Source organism: Muricoccus pecuniae (assembly GCF_014199205.1).
Taxonomy (GTDB): Bacteria; Pseudomonadota; Alphaproteobacteria; order Acetobacterales; family Acetobacteraceae; genus Roseomonas; species Roseomonas pecuniae.
In genome coordinates, this window is sequence record NZ_JACIJD010000012.1 from 1 (window position 1) to 19,037 (window position 19,037).

General features: G+C 69.2%; 17 protein-coding genes and 2 pseudogenes. 9 read left to right on the forward strand and 10 right to left on the reverse strand.

Annotated features, from left to right (window positions below; translation table 11 throughout):
• Nucleotides 1-261: 261 nt before the first annotated feature.
• Nucleotides 262-879 (forward strand): hypothetical protein, encoded by a 618-nt coding sequence (locus FHS87_RS13620; RefSeq protein WP_184519257.1) that lies wholly within the window; start codon nt 262-264, stop codon nt 877-879.
• Nucleotides 880-1,032: 153 nt separating this feature from the next.
• Nucleotides 1,033-1,510 (forward strand): annotated as a pseudogene (locus FHS87_RS13625) (transposase); the annotation flags it as partial.
• A gap of 48 nt (nt 1,511-1,558) precedes the next feature.
• On the opposite strand, the pseudogene tnpC reads toward FHS87_RS13625, so the two are convergent.
• Both tnpC and FHS87_RS13645 read right to left on the reverse strand, forming a co-directional pair.
• Nucleotides 1,559-2,406: pseudogene (gene tnpC, locus FHS87_RS23785) on the reverse strand (IS66 family transposase); the annotation flags it as partial.
• Nucleotides 2,384-2,617 (reverse strand): hypothetical protein, encoded by a 234-nt coding sequence (locus FHS87_RS13645; protein ID WP_184519266.1) that lies wholly within the window; start codon nt 2,615-2,617, stop codon nt 2,384-2,386. The pseudogene tnpC and the gene FHS87_RS13645, both read right to left, overlap by 23 nt.
• A gap of 574 nt (nt 2,618-3,191) precedes the next feature.
• Between FHS87_RS13645 and FHS87_RS13650 the strand changes: the two genes are divergently transcribed.
• On the forward strand, nt 3,192-4,400 hold the full coding sequence (locus tag FHS87_RS13650; protein ID WP_184519269.1) for a hypothetical protein: 1,209 nt from the start codon (nt 3,192-3,194) through the stop codon (nt 4,398-4,400).
• Nucleotides 4,390-5,127, forward strand: coding sequence for an HAD family hydrolase (locus FHS87_RS13655; protein WP_221299901.1), 738 nt, complete (start codon nt 4,390-4,392; stop codon nt 5,125-5,127). Before FHS87_RS13650 ends, FHS87_RS13655 begins: the two co-directional genes overlap by 11 nt.
• Before the next feature lie 176 nt (nt 5,128-5,303).
• Here FHS87_RS13655 and FHS87_RS13660 read toward each other — a convergent pair whose 3' ends face one another.
• Complete coding sequence (locus FHS87_RS13660; protein WP_184519272.1) at nt 5,304-5,954, reverse strand: LysE family translocator; 651 nt, start codon at nt 5,952-5,954, stop codon at nt 5,304-5,306.
• 83 nt (nt 5,955-6,037) lie between these two features.
• Nucleotides 6,038-6,661, reverse strand: a complete 624-nt coding sequence (locus tag FHS87_RS13665; protein ID WP_184519275.1) for an FMN-binding negative transcriptional regulator — start codon at nt 6,659-6,661, stop codon at nt 6,038-6,040.
• Between the two features lie 93 nt (nt 6,662-6,754).
• Between FHS87_RS13665 and pdxR the strand changes: the two genes are divergently transcribed.
• On the forward strand, nt 6,755-8,275 hold the full coding sequence (pdxR, locus tag FHS87_RS13670; RefSeq protein ID WP_184519278.1) for a MocR-like pyridoxine biosynthesis transcription factor PdxR: 1,521 nt from the start codon (nt 6,755-6,757) through the stop codon (nt 8,273-8,275).
• Nucleotides 8,276-8,334: 59 nt separating this feature from the next.
• Here pdxR and FHS87_RS13675 read toward each other — a convergent pair whose 3' ends face one another.
• The 3 genes from FHS87_RS13675 to FHS87_RS13685 all read right to left on the reverse strand — a co-directional run bounded on the left by FHS87_RS13675 (nt 8,335) and on the right by FHS87_RS13685 (nt 10,732).
• Nucleotides 8,335-8,832: an Lrp/AsnC family transcriptional regulator gene (locus tag FHS87_RS13675; RefSeq protein ID WP_184519281.1), complete on the reverse strand. Its 498-nt coding sequence runs from the start codon at nt 8,830-8,832 to the stop codon at nt 8,335-8,337.
• A 106-nt stretch (nt 8,833-8,938) separates the two neighbouring features.
• The gene (locus FHS87_RS13680; RefSeq protein WP_184519284.1) at nt 8,939-9,865 is read right to left on the reverse strand and encodes a 2-hydroxyacid dehydrogenase; all 927 of its coding nucleotides are present in this window, start codon (nt 9,863-9,865) and stop codon (nt 8,939-8,941) included.
• Between the two features lie 6 nt (nt 9,866-9,871).
• Nucleotides 9,872-10,732, reverse strand: a complete 861-nt coding sequence (locus FHS87_RS13685; protein WP_184519287.1) for a GNAT family N-acetyltransferase — start codon at nt 10,730-10,732, stop codon at nt 9,872-9,874.
• 245 nt (nt 10,733-10,977) lie between these two features.
• Between FHS87_RS13685 and FHS87_RS13690 the strand changes: the two genes are divergently transcribed.
• From FHS87_RS13690 to FHS87_RS13705, 4 genes are all read left to right on the forward strand, one after another.
• Complete coding sequence (locus tag FHS87_RS13690) at nt 10,978-11,649, forward strand: haloacid dehalogenase type II (protein ID WP_184519290.1); 672 nt, start codon at nt 10,978-10,980, stop codon at nt 11,647-11,649.
• A gap of 29 nt (nt 11,650-11,678) precedes the next feature.
• Complete coding sequence (locus FHS87_RS13695; RefSeq protein WP_184519293.1) at nt 11,679-13,016, forward strand: NAD(P)/FAD-dependent oxidoreductase; 1,338 nt, start codon at nt 11,679-11,681, stop codon at nt 13,014-13,016.
• 2 nt (nt 13,017-13,018) lie between these two features.
• Entirely contained in the window at nt 13,019-14,290 is a 1,272-nt protein-coding gene (locus tag FHS87_RS13700) for an NAD(P)/FAD-dependent oxidoreductase (protein ID WP_184519296.1), read from the forward strand.
• A 247-nt stretch (nt 14,291-14,537) separates the two neighbouring features.
• Entirely contained in the window at nt 14,538-16,211 is a 1,674-nt protein-coding gene (locus FHS87_RS13705) for a peptide ABC transporter substrate-binding protein (RefSeq protein ID WP_184519299.1), read from the forward strand.
• Between the two features lie 15 nt (nt 16,212-16,226).
• On the opposite strand, the gene FHS87_RS13710 is transcribed toward FHS87_RS13705, so the two are convergent.
• The 3 genes from FHS87_RS13710 to FHS87_RS13720 are packed head-to-tail and all read right to left on the reverse strand — an operon-like array spanning nt 16,227 to nt 19,026.
• Nucleotides 16,227-16,961: an MOSC domain-containing protein gene (locus FHS87_RS13710; protein ID WP_184519302.1), complete on the reverse strand. Its 735-nt coding sequence runs from the start codon at nt 16,959-16,961 to the stop codon at nt 16,227-16,229.
• Nucleotides 16,958-17,983 (reverse strand): ABC transporter ATP-binding protein, encoded by a 1,026-nt coding sequence (locus FHS87_RS13715; RefSeq protein WP_281394419.1) that lies wholly within the window; start codon nt 17,981-17,983, stop codon nt 16,958-16,960. The genes FHS87_RS13710 and FHS87_RS13715 overlap by 4 nt, the downstream gene beginning before the upstream one ends.
• Nucleotides 17,980-19,026 carry an ABC transporter ATP-binding protein gene (locus tag FHS87_RS13720; protein ID WP_184519305.1) on the reverse strand — a complete coding sequence of 349 codons (1,047 nt, stop codon included), beginning with the start codon at nt 19,024-19,026 and terminating at the stop codon, nt 17,980-17,982. The genes FHS87_RS13715 and FHS87_RS13720 overlap by 4 nt, the downstream gene beginning before the upstream one ends.
• Nucleotides 19,027-19,037 lie beyond the last annotated feature (11 nt).

Below are 19,037 nucleotides of genomic sequence, written 5' to 3' on the forward strand. Positions count from 1 at the left end.
GCGGCAGCAGCGGTTCCACCACCGCCCAAAGGTCATCAGCGACGAGGAGTGCCATCTCTCCCCAACGCCTCAACCCAAGTTTTGTCCCGAGCTTTAAACAGCTAGGGATACACTGCCAGGACGGGCCAAGCGCACCCATACCAGAACTTTTCGCGTCCTTGTGCATTGCAGAGGGTATCGGGCCGGGCGCGAAGGCTTTCTCGGATTGGCCTCGACGACCGCGCCTCGGGTCCGTTACTGGCTATAAGGGAGAAACGCGCCGTGACTTCCGCGTCCGAACACCGCCTTTTTGAGGCGCTTGCCACAATAACTCGTGCCTTCGCCGATGGAGGCGTACCCAGCCTCGACGGTGACGCAGGCGGAAGAGACTCCCCCGATCCGTCGCCCGCCATCACGGCGCTCAGCCCGGAGACACGCGAAGTGCTGGGCGAAGCGGCGCTGGCGGTGGCCTTCGGCGCCTTCGCATCACGCGGCGGGGATGGTGGACCGATCCACACTTTGACGGCGGCCATGGGCCTCATGGCGATCCTCGCGGATGAGGAACCTGATCCTCCCGCCGAAATCCAGCGGATCGTTGCCGATGATCAGAGGGTCGAAGCCGAGATCGACAGCGCCGGTGAGGCGATCGATCGGGAATTTGGGCGCGATGCCAGCGGTGAGGCGGTAATCGCGGCGCTGGAGGCGAGGCTTCTTGGCACGGCGCTGACGCTCGCAGGCTGCACACTGCCCGAAGGCTCTGACGGGCAAGGCGCCGTGCGCCTCCGCGCCGCTCGTTGCCTCACCAGCCTTGCGACGGGCCTTCTGCTCATGAACATCGCCGGCGCTGCGCCCGACAGCGTCAGCACGTCACAGCTTGCGGCGGATGAAGCTCGGCGCTGAACTGTTTCAGGCCCTGGGGCCGGATGCAGCCATCGACAGGCTCAGCACCTCCTTACGTCGCGCCCCGGAGACGGAGGGGGTTCTGATCTAAGCCCTGTTAGCGCCTGAACTGACCGCCGGAGGTCGGCATTCTGCGATCTTTCGGAGGGAAGGATGGCGCTGACGGATGAGCAAAGGGCGATGCTGGAGCCACTGGTCGAGGCCTGCCGCCCGCACGCCAAGGTGCCGCCGCAGCACCTGCGCCGGACAGTGGGGGCCATTTTCTGGAGGCACGACAACGGTGCGAAATGGCGAGCCCTCCCTGCGGAGGAGGGCCCGTGGTGGATGGCGGCTCAGACCTTTATCCGCTGGTCGCGGCTGGGTGTCTGAGAACGCCTGCTCATCTCGTGGCGGCTTTGGCACCAAGGCCTGCGTGATCGCGGACGCTGCCGGGCGCGCCGTCGCCTTCTCACTGGCGCCAGGTCGAGCGCATGAGCCGCCCCACGCCGTTCCCCTCCTCGCAGCCCTCCCCAGCGTGCCGCTTTGGGTCGTGGGTGACCGCGGCTACTCCAGTCATACTTTCCGCGAGCACGTCTGGAGCCTCGGCGCGCGGCCTGCCATCCCGCCCAAGAGAAACGAGGCCCCTGTCGCCTGATCGCAAGCGATGTTCTGAAGCCCTTGGTGGGCAGGTGGCTACGTGTCAGTGCCAGGGCATGAGTTCGTCGATGCGGCTCTGAGGCCAGCCCTCGACGAGGTGGGTGAGGAGATCGGCGAGGTAGGTCTGGGGATCGACGCCGTTGAGCTTGCGGGTCTCGATGAGGGAGGCGACGGTGGCCCCGTGCTCCCCGCCCTCGTCGGATCTCGCGAACAGCGCGTTCTTGCGGCTCAGCGCGATGGGGCGGATGGCGCGCTCGACGGCGTTGGTGTCGAGGTCGATGCGGCCGTCCCAGAGGAACCTGGGCAGGCCCCCGCGGCCCTCCAGCGCGTAGCGGATCGCCTCTGCCAAGTCGCCCCGCCCGGGCACGCGGGCGAGATGCTCCTCAAGCCAGGCGAACAGATCCTCAACGAGGAACTGGCTCTGCGCGTCGCCTCCGGCACGTCGGACATCCAGCGGCTGCCCGCTCAGTTCCGCCTCGACGGCGTAGAGGGCGGCGATGCGGCGGCGGTTCGTCCGCTAAGCGGCTTCACCGCCGCCGATGGGTGACGCACCGCTCCGGGCCAAATCCCAGGACCGGCGCCGCGCATGGGCCCAGCAGGTCGCGATCACCACGGCGCCCGGAGATTCCCCGGGAGTGGCTCCTGGCTCGGCGAGGCGCGGAGAGGCCGCGTAGCCGTCGCACTGGAGGATGCCGCGGCAGCGCCCCAGCAGGGCCCGGACGTGCTCGCCGCCCCGGGCCCGGCGCGTAGGTGTAGGCGACCGCAGGTAGGTCCAGCCCGCCCCAGGGCCGGTCGTCGCGGGCGATGGCCCAGAAATACCCCTGCTTGGTGCGGCCCGCGGCCGGGGTCGAGAGCCGGCACAACCGTCTCATCCGCGAACAGTCGCGCCGAACGCGCTCATTTCAATGCCGGAAAGCCGTGCAGCAGGCTGGGACGTTTCGGGGGCGCCCATGGCCCGGATGTCACTATCCTGAATGCAGCGCTGGAACACATCTTCTCGAAGCACAGCGCGGATCCGCGGCGGATCGCCCTGGCCGGCTTCCCCGACGAGGCGTCCTACGCACTTTCGCTCGCGATAGGAAACGGCGATCTCTTCACCCACGCCATGCCGTTCTCGCCCGGCTTCGCGGTGCCGCCCTAACCGGTTGGGCGGCCGCCCATCCTCGTCTCGCATGGCATTGCGGGGGACGTGTTGCCCATCAACGTCTGCAGCGACGCCTTGTACTCCGGCTACAGCGCATGGGCACGATGTGCGCTATCGCGAGTTTCCGGGCGGCCACTACATGCCGCCCAAGCTGGCCGATGAGGCGGTCGCGATGGTCGCGCGGTGGTAAGCGGCTGGAACCTGCCGCTGAGGGGCGACAGGCCGTAGGGGTGTTGCCTGAGTGGGTAGCATACTCCTGCTTCGAAGACGCGTCACACGAGAACCGATCATCATTGCGATCACTCCCGCCACTGTTTTCGAGCGTAAATAGTAACACAAGAAACATTCATCTATATTGTTCGGATCCATACATATCATAGTTAAATATCTGAGCTTCATTCACATATTCATTGTTCTGGAACCCAGGTGTTCTATTTTCACTTACCGGCAAGAACATGGGTTGCTGAGTGTGCCAGGGCTTCCACCCCACATTCAGTCTGTCCTTGCACAGTCGTCCGTTCCGGGTAGGAAAATGCTTCATATTCACTTCGGTGCCGGTAGGCTCGGCCTAGGCCTGATCGTGCCGTTCTTCCGGACATCCTGTTCGGAGACCTTCATCCTCAACCGCGCGGTCTCTTCCGCGAATCCGACTGGCAGCACTGCGCTGGAGCCTCGCCGGCGCAACGATCTCCTCGCCGGCAACCCCGATCGCATGTACATCGTGCAGCACCGGGTCGAGGAAAGCGTTCAACGTCACGCCGTTCGATACGACGGCTTCTACGAGTACGCCGAAGACGACATCGAGGGTGTCATTCGCTCGGTCCTCACCAGGTCCCGCCAGCACCTGAAGGGCATTCTTGTGACAGCATCTGTCATTGTCGCTGCCAACTATCGACCCGTGCTGCGCGCCTTGCGGGTCATGGCCGAGATGCGAAGCCTCGGAGCCACTGGCGCGATCTTCCTGGTGGCCTGCGAGAACACCCTCAGCGCGCCCGAGATTTTCCTGGATCCCGAACTCCAGGATACTATCTCTGACGAAATGCGCCGGCACGTCACCTGTGTGCACGGGCTTGTGGATCGTGTCTGCATGGGCCTGGAGGAGGGCCGCGAAGGGTCACACTCCACGGTGGTGGTTTCCACCGAGGAGTACGGATCCTTGAAGCTTGAGCTCAGGCCGGAGACAGAGGGACTTGCCCAGGAGCTCAAAGGAAGCCACGTCGAGTTCACCCGCTACGTCGCGGTCGAGAAGCAGCTCAAGAGCTGGCTCCTCAACGGAAGTCACTGGCTGCTGGCTCTCGAGGCCTTCGAGGAGAGCCATGGAGACAGGGAGCTCAGGCTCAACCAGTTCCTGAAGGAGAAGCCGGAGCGCCTGCAATTCGCGAAAGCGGTGCTGGCGGAGATGAGCGAGGGCATCGCCGTGATCCTGCGCCGCGAGCCCGAATACGCTCACTTCGTGCGTGACGTTGATCCGGAGGAGTACCTGCGCGGATCGGCTGAGGCGATCCTCAAGCGCTTCCTGAGCAGTGACGACCCGATGAGCCGCATCCTCGCGCGCTTCCAGGCTCCGACCCCAGAGATGCCAACCTCCATCCAGGCCTTCACCAAGCGCTTCGCCGACCGGGTGGAAGATCCGATCACCGCCTACTCCGAGTACAAGGGTGCACCGCCTCAGGCCGCCATGCGCTCCGTCAACAGCTTGGTTCGCCTCATCGCATCCGGGACCTATATCAATGCCGCATGATCCCGAGGCTGCCGGGATGGTTCTCCACCGTCCCGCCATGCGCGATGGACAGGTTCTTTCCCAGAATTGGCCAGGCCTCATCATCTTCGACTGTGACGGTGTGCTGATCGACAGCGAGATCGTCGTGTGCCGCCTCACGGCCGAGGAGTTCACGCGGCTAGGCTACCGGGTTAGCACTGAAGAGGTCATCGCGCGCTTCGCCGGCCGGCCGGAACGCGAGATGATCGCCGATGTCGAGGCGGATTGGGGCCGTCCCGTCCCAGAAGCGTTCTTCACGCGCATCAGGGCACGGGTGGAGCAGGCTTACGCCACCGAGCTCGAGATCATGCCCGGCATCGCCGACCTACTCGATAGCCTCCGCGCCGCTGTCTGCGTCGCCTCCAGCGCATATCCAGCAAAGCTCAAGCTTGGGCTGGATACCGTTGGTCTTTATAAGCGCTTCGCGCCGAATGTCGTGAGCGCATCCCTCGTCGCGCAGGGCAAGCCCGCCCCGGACGTCTTCATCTACGCCGCTGGCTGGATGCGGGCACCGACGGCGGACTGCCTGGTGATCGAGGACAGTGTTCCAGGGGTGCGCGCAGCCCTTGCAGCAGGCATGCGCGTCTTCGGCTTCACGGGGGGTCGGCACTGCGCCCCCGGCCATCGGGAACGCTTGTTGGAAGCGGGGGCAGAGCAGGTCATCGAAAGCTTCAGCGACCTCCGGCACCTGATCCCTGCGGCCTTCTGAACTGGCGACGCGTAGCCCATCGCCGTTCAGGGCTGGTTGCCGCCATGCCCCTGCCTCACAGTTCGGGCCTTGCCAAGGCGCAAATGGCATTCAGCCCTCGGGAGGCGCCTTGGTCTGCCCTGGCCAGGGCGCCTTCCCGAGCCGGCCTATCGCCAGCGCCCAACTGGGAGCAGATGTCAGGCCGCAGGCCTCTTGGCCAGAGCGAGGCCGATACCGAGCGCGACCATCGCGGCTCCCGAAGCCTCCCGGAGACGCCGGATCAGCGCCGGCCTCGCTGCCGCGCCGTCCCGGATACCGCCCGCGGCAAAGGCGACCACGATATCGGCCAGGGTGTTCAGCGCGACCGACACGAAGCCGAGCACGACGAACTGCAGCGCCACATGGCCCACGGTGGGATCGACGAACTGCGGAACGAAGGCCAGGAAGAAGGCTGCCGTCTTCGGGTTCAGCGCCTCGACCAGCACGCCCTCCCGAAAGGCCCGCCTCGGGCCGACGGACGGCGATGCTGAACCGCCTTCAAGGACGGTCAGCGCGTCCCGGCCGGCGGAGCGGAAGGTGCGCCAGCCGATCCAGACGAGGTAGGCGGAACCGATCAGCTTGAGCGCGGTGAAGAGTTCGGCGCTCGCGAGCACGATGGCGGAGACGCCCAGGCTGCCCGCGAGGACATGGGCCATGCCGCCCAGGCCCGTACCGAAGCTGGAGGCGACCCCTTCCGAACGGCCACCGGCGAGCGTCCGCGCGGCGACGTAGAAAATGCCTGGGCCAGGCGTCACGGCGAGCAGCAGGGCCGCGGCGACGTAAAGGGCGAACTGGGGCAGGTCTGGCATGTCGGCGAACTCCTGGTGGTCTTGCCCGGCCGGAAGGATAAAGGTGCGCAGGGCTATGTCGCTGCCGGCGTTGCTGGCCTGCCTCAGCCCGGGATCAGGGCTGCCGCGGCGCGGTCCGAAACCCGTTCGCTAGTGGCGAGCCCGGCGGCCACCCCTGCCCTGTCCTCTGCGCTTCGGTTCTGGCTCATCTTCCGCTTGCCCTCGATCCGAGAGATCGGCATCCGCAGCCCCAGGATTCCTCGGAGCTGCGCGCGGATGAAGGCGGCCGGCGCATCCGTCACGGCCCAGGGCTCCGGCCGGACTTCCTCATGCAGCCTCGTCAGGCGGGTGACGACGTCCAGCAGGCGGTCGGCATCGTCGAAGAACTCGGCGGGGCCGTAGGCATGGACGGCGACATAGTTCCAGGTGGGCACCACTTTCCCGTGCTCCCGCTTCGACGCATACCAGGAAGGGGTGACATAGGCGTCCGGCCCCATGAAGAGTGCCATGGCTTCCCCGGTAGGCACCAGCTTCCCCTGCGGATTCGCCCGCGCCAGATGCCCGTAGAGCGTGCCGTACGGACCCTCGTCGGGCATGAGGAAGAGAGGCAGCGGGGTGGCCAGCAATCCTTCCTCCGTCGCCGTGACGAGATTGGCCAGGCGCGCCTCCCGCATCACGCCATGCAGGGCTGGCAGGTCGTCTTCGCGAAAGGCGGGCGGGACATACATGCGGCTGGCTCCTGAACCGGCCTCGACCTTGCCCCGAAGATGGCCCACAAGGAACGTCCAGTTCCTCGCGATCTAGCTGGACCAGTTTCCACCATGCCGTCCGTCGCTCCCGCGCAGACGCGGATCACCCAGAGGATCTGCGAGAGGATCAAGAGCCAGATCGCATCGGGATCGCTCGGCCCGGGCGCGTGCCTGCCCTCCACGCGCTCGCTGGCGGCAGAGTGGGGCGTCTCGCGGACGACAGTCACCGCGGCCTACGAGCAACTGATCGCCGAGGAATATCTCGAGACCCGGCAGGGCGCCCGGGCGCGGGTAGCGAGGGGGCTCGGCCCGCCGCCGACCCTGGATCGTCGGGGCAGTTCCGATGGCGGCCCTGACAGGCTGTCCGCCTACGGCCAGCGGCTGGCCGACTTCGGCCCGCCGCCCGCGGCCGACAGGGCCGGGATGATGGCCGACTTCCGCTACGGGGACCTCTCCCCCGGGGACTTCCCCGGGCTGGCCTGGCGAAAGGCGATCGGCGCTGCCCTGCTGCGCCGGCACGGGCGGCTCCGCTACGGCGATCCCCGCGGCTCGCCCGACCTCCGGCTGGCCTTGCAAGGCTATCTCTGGCGGGCTCGCGGCCTGCGCTGCGATCCGGAACAGATCGTGGTGGTCAACGGCTCGCAGCAGGGGCTCGATCTCTGCGCGCGGCTGCTGCTCGATCCCGGCGACCGGGCCGTCATGGAGAACCCGGGTTACAACCTCGCGCGCCAAGTGTTCATCGCGTGCGGTGCCGAGCTGGTCCCGATCCCCGTGGACGAGGAGGGCATGCGCACGGACAGCCTGCCCCCCGCCCGGCTCGCCTATGTCACCCCGTCCCACCAGTTTCCGCTCGGCAGCGTCATGTCGGCGGCACGCCGCCGGGACCTCCTCGCCTGGGCGCAGGATACGGGCGCTTATGTTGTCGAGGACGACTACGACAGCGAGTACCGCTTCGACATCGCCCCGATTCCACCCTTGCAGGTGCTCGATCGCGCGGCACGCGTCATCTATCTCGGCACGGTCTCGAAGACGCTCTCCCCTACCCTGCGCCTCGGCTACCTCGTCGTTCCGGTGGCGCTGTCCGAGGTCTTCGCCGGGGCGAAGCGGCTGGCGGACAGGCACACGCCCGGCCTGGAACAGGAAGCCCTGGCCGAACTGATCGGGAGCGGGGCCTATGAACGGCATGTCCGGCGCGTCCGCCGCCGGAATGGCGAGCGGCGCGCCGCCCTGCTCGCCGCTCTGTCCGCAACGCTGGGCGACGCGGCGACGGTGACCGGCGCGGATGCCGGGCTGCATGTCGTCGTCTGGCTGAACCGGTTGCAGAAGGCGCAGGAGGACGCGCTCGTCGCGCATGCACTCGCGGCGGGCATCGGCGTCTATCCCATCAATCCCCTCTATGCCTCCGCTCCGGCTGAAGCCCGGCCCGGCATGGCGGGGCTGGTGATGGGATATGCAAGCCTGGATGAGCGGAGCATCGACCGAGGCGTGCGGGCGCTCGGCGAGGTTCTCGCGACCTTTCCCGAGGGAGAGGGCGCAGGTCACGGACCCGATCGCCGCCGGTCGCAGGAGCCGCCACTCGCCCGGGCGGATTGATCAGCGGCCAAGCAGGCGCGCGGCCCTTCCCCGTCGCGATCACCACGAGGCCAGGAGGCTCAGCCCTCGGCCGGGAAGAAGGCCTCCAGCTCGAACTCGTGCTTCACGAAGACGGACTTGATCACGACGTAGGAGAAGTATTTTTCGATCCCGATGCTGAGCGCGAGCATGTGCTCGATCCGCTCCTGGTAGTGCGCGATCGAGCGGGTCATGAATTTCAGCAGGTAGTCGTAGCCGCCGCTGACGAGGTGGCATTCCACCACCTCGCTCATGCCGCGGACGCTCGCCTCGAAGCGCTTGAAGTCCGCGCTGCGATGGTCGGAAAGCGTGACCTCCGTGAAGATGGTGACGGTGTCGCCCAGCTTCTGCAGGTTGAGATGCGCGCCGTAGCCGGTGATGTAACCCGCCTTCTCCAGCCGCTTCACGCGCGTGAGGCAGGGGCTCGGCGAGAGCCCGGCCGCCTCTGCGAGATCGACATTGGTGGCGCGGCCATTCTTTTGGAGATGGGCGAGGATCCGGAGGTCGATCCGGTCGAGTTTCGGGAGGCCAGCCACCATTCACGATCATCCGGGCGATGTCCGTCGCAACACGGACTGGGCACGCGAGCCGCGCCCGGAACGAGGCTAGCTTGCCCTGACGGTATGTGACAAGCGCGGGCGGCCGCTAATACCCGCGTAGCCTGTCCACGAGGCCGAGCATCGGCTCGCCACGACGGTGGCGGCGGACATTCTCGATCACCGCCTCTCCTCCCGTTTCCGCATGCGTCATGCTCGCCACATGCGGGGTGAGCCAGATGCGCGGATGATGCCAGAAGGGGTGGTCGGGCGGCGGCGGCTCGGGGTCGGACACGTCCAGGATAGCCGCGGAGAGCTGGCCGGAATCGAGCGCGGCCAGCAGGTCGGCCGCGACCAGATGACCACCACGGCCCGCGTTCACCACCCCTGCCCCGCGCGGCATCGCGTCGAACAGCGAGGCGCACAGCATGCCCCGCGTTCCCTCCGTGAGCGGCAGGAGGCAGACGAGGATGTCGAGCTCCGAGAGGAAGGCCGGCAGCTCCTCCGTGCCGGCGAAGGAGGGCGCGCCGTCCAGGTCGCGCCGGCTGCGGCTCCAGCCCGAGACAGCGAAGCCGAAGCCGCGGAGCGCCTTCACGGCGGCGAGGCCGAGCACGCCGAGACCGAGCACGCCCACGCGGCGCCGTTCCGCCCTCACGCCCTTGGTGGCCGCCCAGATGCCGCGCCGCTGCTGATCGAGGAAGAGCGGGAACTCGCGATGGAGGGCGAGCACGGAGAGGGTGACGTACTCCACCATCCCCGCCGTCAGCCCGGGCTCCACCATGCGCACCACCTGCACGGAGGGTGGCAGGGCGCTCAGGTCGAACTGGTCCACGCCGGCGCCGACGGAGAACAGCACCTCCAGCGCGGGGAAGCGCGTGGCGATGTCCTCGGGCGGCTGCCAGGCGGCGAGATAGCGCACCTCGGCCGGGTCGCCGGTCTCCGGCCAGATGTGGAAGGGAAGATCAGGGAGTGCCTCGGCGAAGAGGCGCCGCCACTCGGCGCCGCGCTGCGGCTCGGACTTGTAGACGATGCTCATGCCCGCTCAGCCCAGCGCCTGACTGACCAGCGCGAAGCGGGCCACCGCTCCGCTGCCGCGTGGCGGGGCGCCCCTCACCATCACCTCGCCGGTGCCCACCTCGGCCAAGCCGAGGGCCTCGATCCAGGAGGACAGGCCGGTGCCGTCCGGCACGTCGATCCGGATGAACTGGCCGGAGCGCGAGCCGAGCCAGTGCGCGATCATCGCCCGCGCGCCGGCCTCGTCAGGCGCCACGACCGGCCCGATCACCTGGCCGTGCCCGAAGCGGCGGATCAGCGCGAAGCCGATCGCCTCCCCTTCCCGGTCGAGCACCACGCCGTCCGAGACGGGCAGCAAGGCCTCGATCAGCGCGTCCCGCGGCATGCCGGAGGCCTGCGCGTCCAGCGCCGCGAGCACTGGCGCGTCGCGCCGGCCCAGGGGGCGCAGGCGCTGGCCCGGCGGCAGGGGGACGAGATCCGCCGAGAAGCTGCTGCCCTGGTACTGACGCACCGTGCCGACGGTGGCGAAGCCCAGGCTGCGGTAGAGGGGCATCCCGGCGGCGGTGGCGCAGAGCGTCACGCTCCGCTCGCCCAGCATCCGCATCACCCCCGATGTCAGCGCGCGCCCGACTCCGCGCCCTTGCGCGGCATCCGCGACGACAACGAAGCCCAATGCCGCGGCGTCCGCCCCGAAGCGCCAGCCCAGCGCCGTGCCGACCAGTTGCCCGTCCAGCTCCGCGGCGAGTCCCTCGCCCAGCGCCAGGCAGAAGGCCCAGTCCTCCTGGCGGTGCGGCCAGCGCAGCGCGGCCGTCAGCGCCTGCGCCGCCGGAAGATCCTCCTCCCTCAAGGGGCGGAGCTGCACGGCATCCATCGCCGGTCGAGCAGTCATGCGGGCCTCGCCACCATCCTCTCCGAAGGGCAGGGATAAAGCATGCGCGCGGCACGAGCTTCCGAAGTCGTAGCCGATTCAGCATTTTCGGCTGCGCAAGGCGACGCGCCGCCGGTTGTGCCGATCCGCCCCCATGAATCGGCATGATCTTCGCTTCGCACCGGTCCGCCATGGCTTTCGTGCCAGCGGCCGACCCATAGGATGTTGCAGAGCCGGCGATGCCGGACCGGACCGAAGGACGCCCCATGCCGCAGCTAAGGCCCAAGTTCATCACCTTCGATTGCTACGGCACCCTGACGAATTTCCAGATGGGCCCGCTGGCGCGCGAGCACTTCGCGGACCGTGTTCCGGCGGAGCGGATGGACGCCTTCGTCCAGGACTTCGGCTCCTATCGGCTGGACGAGGTGCTCGGTGCCTGGAAGCCCTATGCCGAGGTGCTGGACAGCGCGGTGCGCCGCACCTGCAAGAAGCACGGCGTCCCCTACAGGGAGGGCGACGGCGCGCGCTTCTCGGACGCGGTGCCTACATGGGGCCCGCACCCGGATGTGCCGGAGCCGCTGAAGCGCGTGGCGAGGGAGTTCCCCCTCGTCATCCTGTCCAACGCCGCCAACCACCAGATCCACCAGAACGTGGCGAGGCTGGAGGCGCCCTTCCACGCGGTGTTCACGGCGGAGCAGGCGCAGGCCTACAAGCCGCGCATGCAGGCCTTCGAGTACATGCTGGGGCAGCTGGACGCGCGGCCGGAAGACCTGCTGCACGTCTCCTCCTCCTTCCGCTACGATCTGATGACCGCGCACGACCTTGGCATCCGCGACAAGGCCTGGGTCAATCGCGGGCACGAGCCACGGGGGAACGCCTTCTACGGCTTCCACGAGCTCGCCGATATCGGCGGCCTCCCCGGCCTGCTCGGCCTCTAATCGTCCAGATCCGCCCAGGAGCCCCGCCCATGTCGCCGCCCGTCGATCCCGTCGCCAGTGACCCGGACCTGCCCGAGGAGGTCGATGTCGCCATCATCGGCGGCGGCATCGCCGGGGTGACGGCCGCCTACTTCCTGGCCAAGGCGGGACGGCGCGTCGCCCTGCTGGAGAAGGGCGTGATCGCGGGCGAGCAGTCCAGCCGCAACTGGGGCTGGTGCCGCGTGCAGAACCGCGACGAGCGCGAGATCCCGGTCATGCTCCGCAGCATGGAGCTCTGGGAGTCGCTGCCGAAGGAGGCCGGCATCGATGTCGGCTTCCGCCGCACGGGGCTGATCTACGCCACGCGCAACGAGCGCGACCTGGAGGACTGGCGACGCTGGGTGGAGATGGCCCGCAACTACCAGTTTCACAGCCACATCCTCACCGCCGCCGAGGCGCGCGACATGGTGCCTGGTCCGGACAACGGCTGGATCGGCGGTGTCCACTCCCCGCGGGACGGCATGGCGGAGCCGCGCAAGGCCGCGCCCGCCATCGCCGGCGCCGCGCGCAAGCTGGGCGCCACCATCCACCAGCGCTGCGCGGTGCGCGGGCTGGACATCCAGGGCGGGCGCATCGCGGGCGTCATCACCGAGCGTGGGCGGGTCCGCGCGGCGCAGGTGCTGCTGGCGGGCGGCGCTTGGTCCTCCCTGTTCCTGCACCGGCACGGGCTGGACCTGCCGCAGTCGAGCATCCGCTCGACCGTCTTCGTCACCGAGCCCGCGCCGGAGATCACGCCGGGCGGCCTGCACACCACCGACATCACGATCGCGCGTCGCGGGGACGGCAGCTATATCATCGCGGCCAACAACCGCGGCCAGATCGAGATCACGCCGCAGGGCATGCGCTACGCCCGCAAGTTCTGGCCGACGCTCGTCGCGCGTCGGAAGATGGTGAAGTTCGGCATCGGCGAGTCCTTCTTCCGGGGCCCGCAGGCCTTCCCCCGCCGCTGGCGCATGGACCAGCCCACGATCTTCGAGGAGGAGGACATGCGCGTGCTGGACCCCACGCCGAAGGCGGGGGTGGCGGAGCCCGCGCTGAAGCAGCTCGCCGCCTCCTTCCCCGCCCTGGCCGGGGTGAAGATGGGCCAGATCTGGGGCGGCTGGATCGACTCCACGCCGGACGCGGTGCCCGTGATCTCTCCCATAGGCGCGCAGCCCGGCCTGTATCTCTCGACCGGCTTCAGCGGCCACGGCTTCGGGATCGGGCCGGGCGCCGGGCAGCTCGCGGCCGACATCATCCTGGGCCGGACGCCCACGGTGGACCCCTCCCCCTTCCGCTACGAGCGCCTGGTGGACGGCTCCCGCATCCAGAAGCCCGGGATGATGTGATCATGAAGCCGGTGCCCTACTGGCTCGACACCGCCACGCCCTTCTCGGGCGCGGAGTTGGGCCCGGTGGAGGGGAGCGTGGACGTGGCGGTGATCGGCGGCGGGCTCACCGGCCTCTCCGCCGCGCGCGCCCTCGCCCGCGGCGGTGCGAGCGTGGCGGTGCTGGAGAAGGGCAAGGTCGTCGGGGAGGCTTCCGGCCGGAACGGCGGCCATGTGAACAACGGCACCGCGCACAACTTCGCCGCCCTCGTGGAAAGCCTCGGGCTGGACCGCGCCCGTGCCATCTACCACGCCTTCGACGAGGCGGTGGACACGATGGAGCGCATCGCGTCGGAGGAAGGGATCGCCTGCGACTTCCGGCGCTCGGGCAAGATCAAGCTGGCCGCCAAGCCGGAGCACTACGAGAAGATCGCACGCGGCTTCGAGCTGCTGCAACGCGAGGCCGACCCCGAGGCAAGGCTGGTCCCGCGCGAGGCGCTGCGCCAGGAAGTCGGCTCCAACGCCTTCTTCGGCGGCATCCTGCACCCCAGGAGCGCGCAGATGCATGTGGGCCGCTTCGGCGCCGGGCTCGCCGAGGCAGCCACGCGCCGCGGCGCGCACATCTTCGAGGACGCGCCCGTTACAACCATGCGGCGGGAGGCGGGCGGCCACCGGATCGTCACCGCGCGCGGGACGCTCCGGGCGAAGCAGGTGCTGCTCGCGACGGGCGCGAGCAAGCTCGGGCCGATGTACTTCCGCCGGCGCCTCGTTCCGCTCGGCTCCTACGTCATCGTCACCGAACCGCTCGGCCCGGACCGCATCGCCGCCATCATGCCGACGCAGCGCACGGCCACCACCACGCGGATCATCGGGAACTACTTCCGCACCACGCCGGACGGACGGCTCGTCTGGGGCGGACGCGCGCGCTTCGCCCTGCCCTCCCAGGCCTCGGACGCGAAGAGCGGCCGCGTGCTGGAAGCGCAGCTGCGTGAGACATTCCCCCAGCTCGGCCCCGTGCGGGTCGACTACTGCTGGGGCGGCACGATCGACGCGACGCAGGACCGGCTGCCACGCGCGGGCGAGCAGGATGGCATCTTCTACGCCACGGGATACAGCGGCCACGGTGTGCAGATGTCCGTCCATATGGGCGAGGCGATGGCCGCGGTGATGGGCGGCCGCCCCGAGGCCAATCCTTTCCGGGACCTGCAATGGCATCCCGTGCCCGGCCATTTCGGGCCGCCCTGGTTCATGCCGTTCGTCGGCCTCTACTACCGCGTGATGGACCGTATCTCCTGAAACCGGGCGCGCGGCAGGCCCTGCGGTCGGGGCGGGCGGGATCGGCACATTCCCTGTTGCGGCCGTGCGAGTTCGGCATGATCCTGCGGGCCTCGGCGGCGCATCATCGGGAGTGAGACGGGCAGAGAACCCGACCCGGGCGCCGCACGTCCCACGGCAAGTGTCACTGACCGCGCCCCTCGGCGCGCAAGGCAACCAGCACCCGGCGCCCAAGGCCCCGGGTGGAACACAGCGGGGAACTCACACCATGGACGAGACCGGCCGCATTCTCTCACGCCCCGCGCTGCATCGGCGCGGATTGCTGGCCCTGGGCGCCGGCGCGGCAATCGCGGGCGCCTCCCAGGCCCGGGCCCAGTCCCGCCGCCCCGTGCCGCCGCCGCCCAGCACCCGAAAGGGACAGGTGGTGGTGGGGATCTCGCAGGAGCCCACCGTCTTCAACCCGCTGATGCCGGGGATCGAGGTGGACGAGACGGTCTGGATGAACGTGTTCAGCACGCTCTGGTACCCGACCCCGGAGGGCGAGCTGGTGCCCGACCTCGCCAGCGAGGTTCCCTCCGTCGCCAATGGCGGCATCTCGGAGGACGGGCTGGCCTGGACCGTGAAGCTGCGGGAAGGCGTGGTATGGCACGACGGCACGCCCTTCACCGCCGAGGACGTGCGCTATACCCTGGACCTCATCAACAACCCGGCCTTCCGCACCCGCACGCGCGTGGGCCACAGCCTCGTGCGCGACATCGTGGTGAAGGGGCCGCACGAGATCTCCTGGCGCATGGAGAAGGCCTACGCGCCCTATCTCGCGCTGATGGCCAACACCTACGTCGTGCCCAAGCACGTCCTGGAGAAGGCGAGCGACCCGAACAGCGCGCCTTTCAACAACAGCCCCATCGGCACTGGGCCCTTTCGCTGGGACCGCCGCGTGCCCGGCGACCACATCCAGCTCGTCGCCAATGACCGCTACCACGGCACCGGGCCCTATCTCGAGCGCGCGGTGCTGAAATACGTGCCGGACCAGACGGCGCTCTACGCGCAGTTCCGCACGGGCTCGGTGGACACGATCATCGGCACCGGCATCCCGGCGAACTTCTTCGCCGAGGCGCAGAAGCTGCCCGGGCGCCGCGTGGCCACCTCGCCCAACGCCTCGCTCGAGGTGCTGATGCCCAACCTCGAGCACCCCGCGCTCGCGGACAAGGCGGTGCGGCAGGCGCTCTACGCCGGCATGAACAAGAAGGGCATTATCGACGTCATCTTCTACGGCATGCACAAGCCGACGGAGTCCTTCGCGCCGCAGGAATCCTGGGCCTACAACCCGAACCTGCCCGCCCACCGCTACGACCTGGCGCAGGCGAACCACCTTCTCGACGGGGCGGGATGGGCGCGCGGCAGCGGCGGCATCCGCCAGAAGAACGGCGTGCCGCTGGAATTCGCCGTCTCCACCACCACCGGCGCGGCGCTGCGCGAGCAGGTGCAGCAGCTCCTGATGCAGGACTGGGGCAAGCTCGGCGTCTCGATGAAGATCAACAACATGCCGGCGGCGGTGATCTGGGGCGAGTTCTATGTCCGCTCGAAGTTCCAGATGCTGATGGTGGGCACGGCCTTCCGAACGGGCATCGACCCCGACCCGGCCACGCGCTTCTCGAGCGACGCCATCCCCGTGCGCGGCGGCAGCGGCGGCAACTACATGCAATGGACGAATGCCGAGGTGGACCGCCTGCTGGCCGAGGGCCAGAGCACCTTCGACCAGGAGCGCCGCAAGGCGATCTACTCCCGCCTGCAGGAGATCGTGCGGGAGGAGCTTCCGATCCTGCCGATCTACCAGTACGCGACGGCCGAGGGCACGAAGGACACGCTGATCGGCTTCCGCCCGAACGTGAACGCGCGCCAGAACACCTGGAACATGCGGGAGTGGTACTGGGCGAGCTGAACGCCCGGGGCGCCGTCAGGCCGGCGCGGGCTCGGGCTGCAGCACGGCGTCCCCGTGCTGCAGCGAGCCGCCCTCCTCGACCTCGCAGTACAGGCCGAGGTCGCGTCCGAAGCGGTGCAGCAGGGCGCGGAAGACCTCGCGATCTTCCGGCAGCCCTTCCTGGGCGAGGGTGGTGAAGGCGCAGCGCGCGCAGGGGATGGTGCCGCGCAGGATCACCTTCCCCAGGCGGAAGCGGCGTCCGCGCAGCGCGTATTCGGGGATGCCGTCCACGCCCTCCGGGGTTTCCACCAGGATGTTGGGGCGGAAGCGCCGCTCATCGATCACGCTGCCCGGCAGCACCGCCCGCAGCGTCCGCAGGGCGGCCGTCGTCAGCAGGTGGATGGGCGCCCGGCGGTAGCGCGGGCTTGGCCCATCTTCGGCATAGGCGCGAATGGCGGCGGGGAAGCCGAGGAAGGCGGAGAGATCGGCGGCGAACCGAGGATCGCCGGCACGGCCCCAGTTCCGCCCATCCAGGCTCACCTCCAGCCCGCCGGCGCCTCCCAGTCGGGAGAAGGCGCGCGGCAGCGCCGACCACCGCCGGTCCCGGCCGGGATAGGCGATCTCTCCGGACTCCGCGTGGAAGACACCGTGCGTGCGGTCGCCCTTTATGCCCGATGCGAAGACCTTCGCGCGCTCCAGCCGCTCTCCCGCCATGGAACTGACGGGAAAGCGCCAGAGCGCGGCGACGTGCCCGAGCGGCTCCGCGTTCACGCTGCGACGCTGGTAGGCGAGGCGAGCGCGATGTCGTCCCGGATGCAGGCCTTGAAGTGGCCGGGCGCCACCTCCCGCAGCGCCGGTGGCGCTTCGGCGCAGGCCGGCAGGGCGTAGCGGCAACGGGTGCGGAAGCGGCAACCGGAGGGCGGGTTCAGCGGGCTGGGCACGTCGCCCACCAGCACGATCCGCTCGCGCCTCACCGTCGGGTCGGGGATCGGAACGGCGGAGAGAAGCGCCTCGGTATAGGGGTGGCGCGGGGTGGCGAACAGCGCCTGGGTGGGCGCTACCTCCACGAGCCGGCCGAGATACATGACGGCGATGCGGTCCGAGATATGCCCGACCACCGCGAGGTCGTGCGAGATGAAGAGGATGGTGAGCCCCAGCCGCTCCTTCAGGTCCAGCATCAGGTTCACCACCTGCGCCTGGACAGAGACGTCTAGCGCCGAGACGGGCTCGTCCGCGATCAGGAGCTCCGGCCGCAGGATCAGCGCGCGCGCGATGCCGAGGCGCTGCCGTTGCCCGCCGGAGAACTCGTGCGGGTAGCGGGTGATATGTGAAGGCAGCAGGCCGACGAGGGAGAGCGCCTCCTCCACCCGCCGGCGCCGCTCGGCCGCGCTGGTGGAGGGCTCGTGGATCGCGAGCGGCGCGCCGACGATCTCCTCCACCGTCATCTTCGGGTTGAGCGAGGCGTAGGGGTCCTGGAAGACAAGCTGCATGCGGCGGCGGAACGGCCGTAGCGCATCGCGGGACAGGCCGGTGATGTCCGTCCCGCCGAAGCGGATGCTGCCCCCGTCCGGCCGCGCGAGCCGCAGCACGGTGCGGCCCACCGTGCTCTTCCCCGAGCCGGACTCGCCCACGAGGCTCAGCACCTCCCCGCGGCGGATGTCGAAGGAGACGCCGTCCACCGCATGGACCTTGGCGCGCGGGCGGAAGGGCCCGGGGCGCGGGCCGGCGAACCATTTCCGGAGATCGCGCACCTCCAGCAGCGCGGGATCGCCCGTCACCATCCCGTCCATCATGCCGCATTCCTCGCCAGTTCGGGCCAGCGCACGCAGCGCACGAGGTGCTCCGGCCTGGCGAGGTCGAGCCCCGGCACCGCAGCGTCGCAGAGGCCGGGCTCGAAATGGCCGCAGCGCGGCGCGAAGCTGCAGCCGGGCGGCGGGGCCAAGGGATCGGGCACCGCGCCGGGGATGGCCTGCAGCCGCTCCCGCTCCCGCCCGGCCATGTCCAGCCGCGGCACGGAGCGCAGAAGGCCGCGCGTGTAGGGCATCAGCGGCGCGCCGAAAAGCGGGCGGACCGGCGCCTGCTCCACGACGCGGCCGGAATACATCACCATCACCCTGTCCGCGATCTCCGCGACGACGCCAAGATTGTGGGTGATGAAGATCACGGCCATCCGCGTCCGCTCCTGCAAGCGGCGCAGCAGGTCCAGGATCTGCGCCTGGATGGTGACGTCGAGCGCCGTGGTCGGCTCGTCGGCGATCAGGAGCTGCGGCTCGCAGGAGAGTGCCATGGCGATCATCACGCGCTGCCGCATCCCTCCCGACATCTCGTGCGGGTAGCTGGAAAGGCGGCGGCGGGGATCGGGGATGCCGACGAGTTCCAGGAGTTCCGCGGCCTTCGTCAGCGCGGCGCGGCGGCCCAGCCCCTCGTGGAAGCGGATGGCCTCCGCGACCTGATCCCCCACCCGGTGCACGGGGTTGAGCGAAGTCATCGGCTCCTGGAACACCATCGCGGCGTCGCGGCCGCGCACGTCTCGCATCTCGTCTTCGGGCAGGGAAACGAGGTCCCGCACGCGCCCGTCATGGCCGCGCAGCAGGACCTGGCCGGTGATGCGGCAGAAGGGCGCGCGCGGCGTGAGGCGGAGGATGCCGAGGCTCGTCACGCTCTTGCCGGAGCCGGACTCTCCCACCAGGGCCAGCGTTTCGCCCCGGCGGAGGGTGAAAGACACGTCGCGCACGGCCGGCAGGGCGCCCGCCGGCGTGTGGAAGGCGATGGAGAGGTCCCGCACCGAGAGCACCTCGTCCTCGGCCAGCAGCGCCGGGCGCGTATCCAGGGGCATGGGGAGATCCG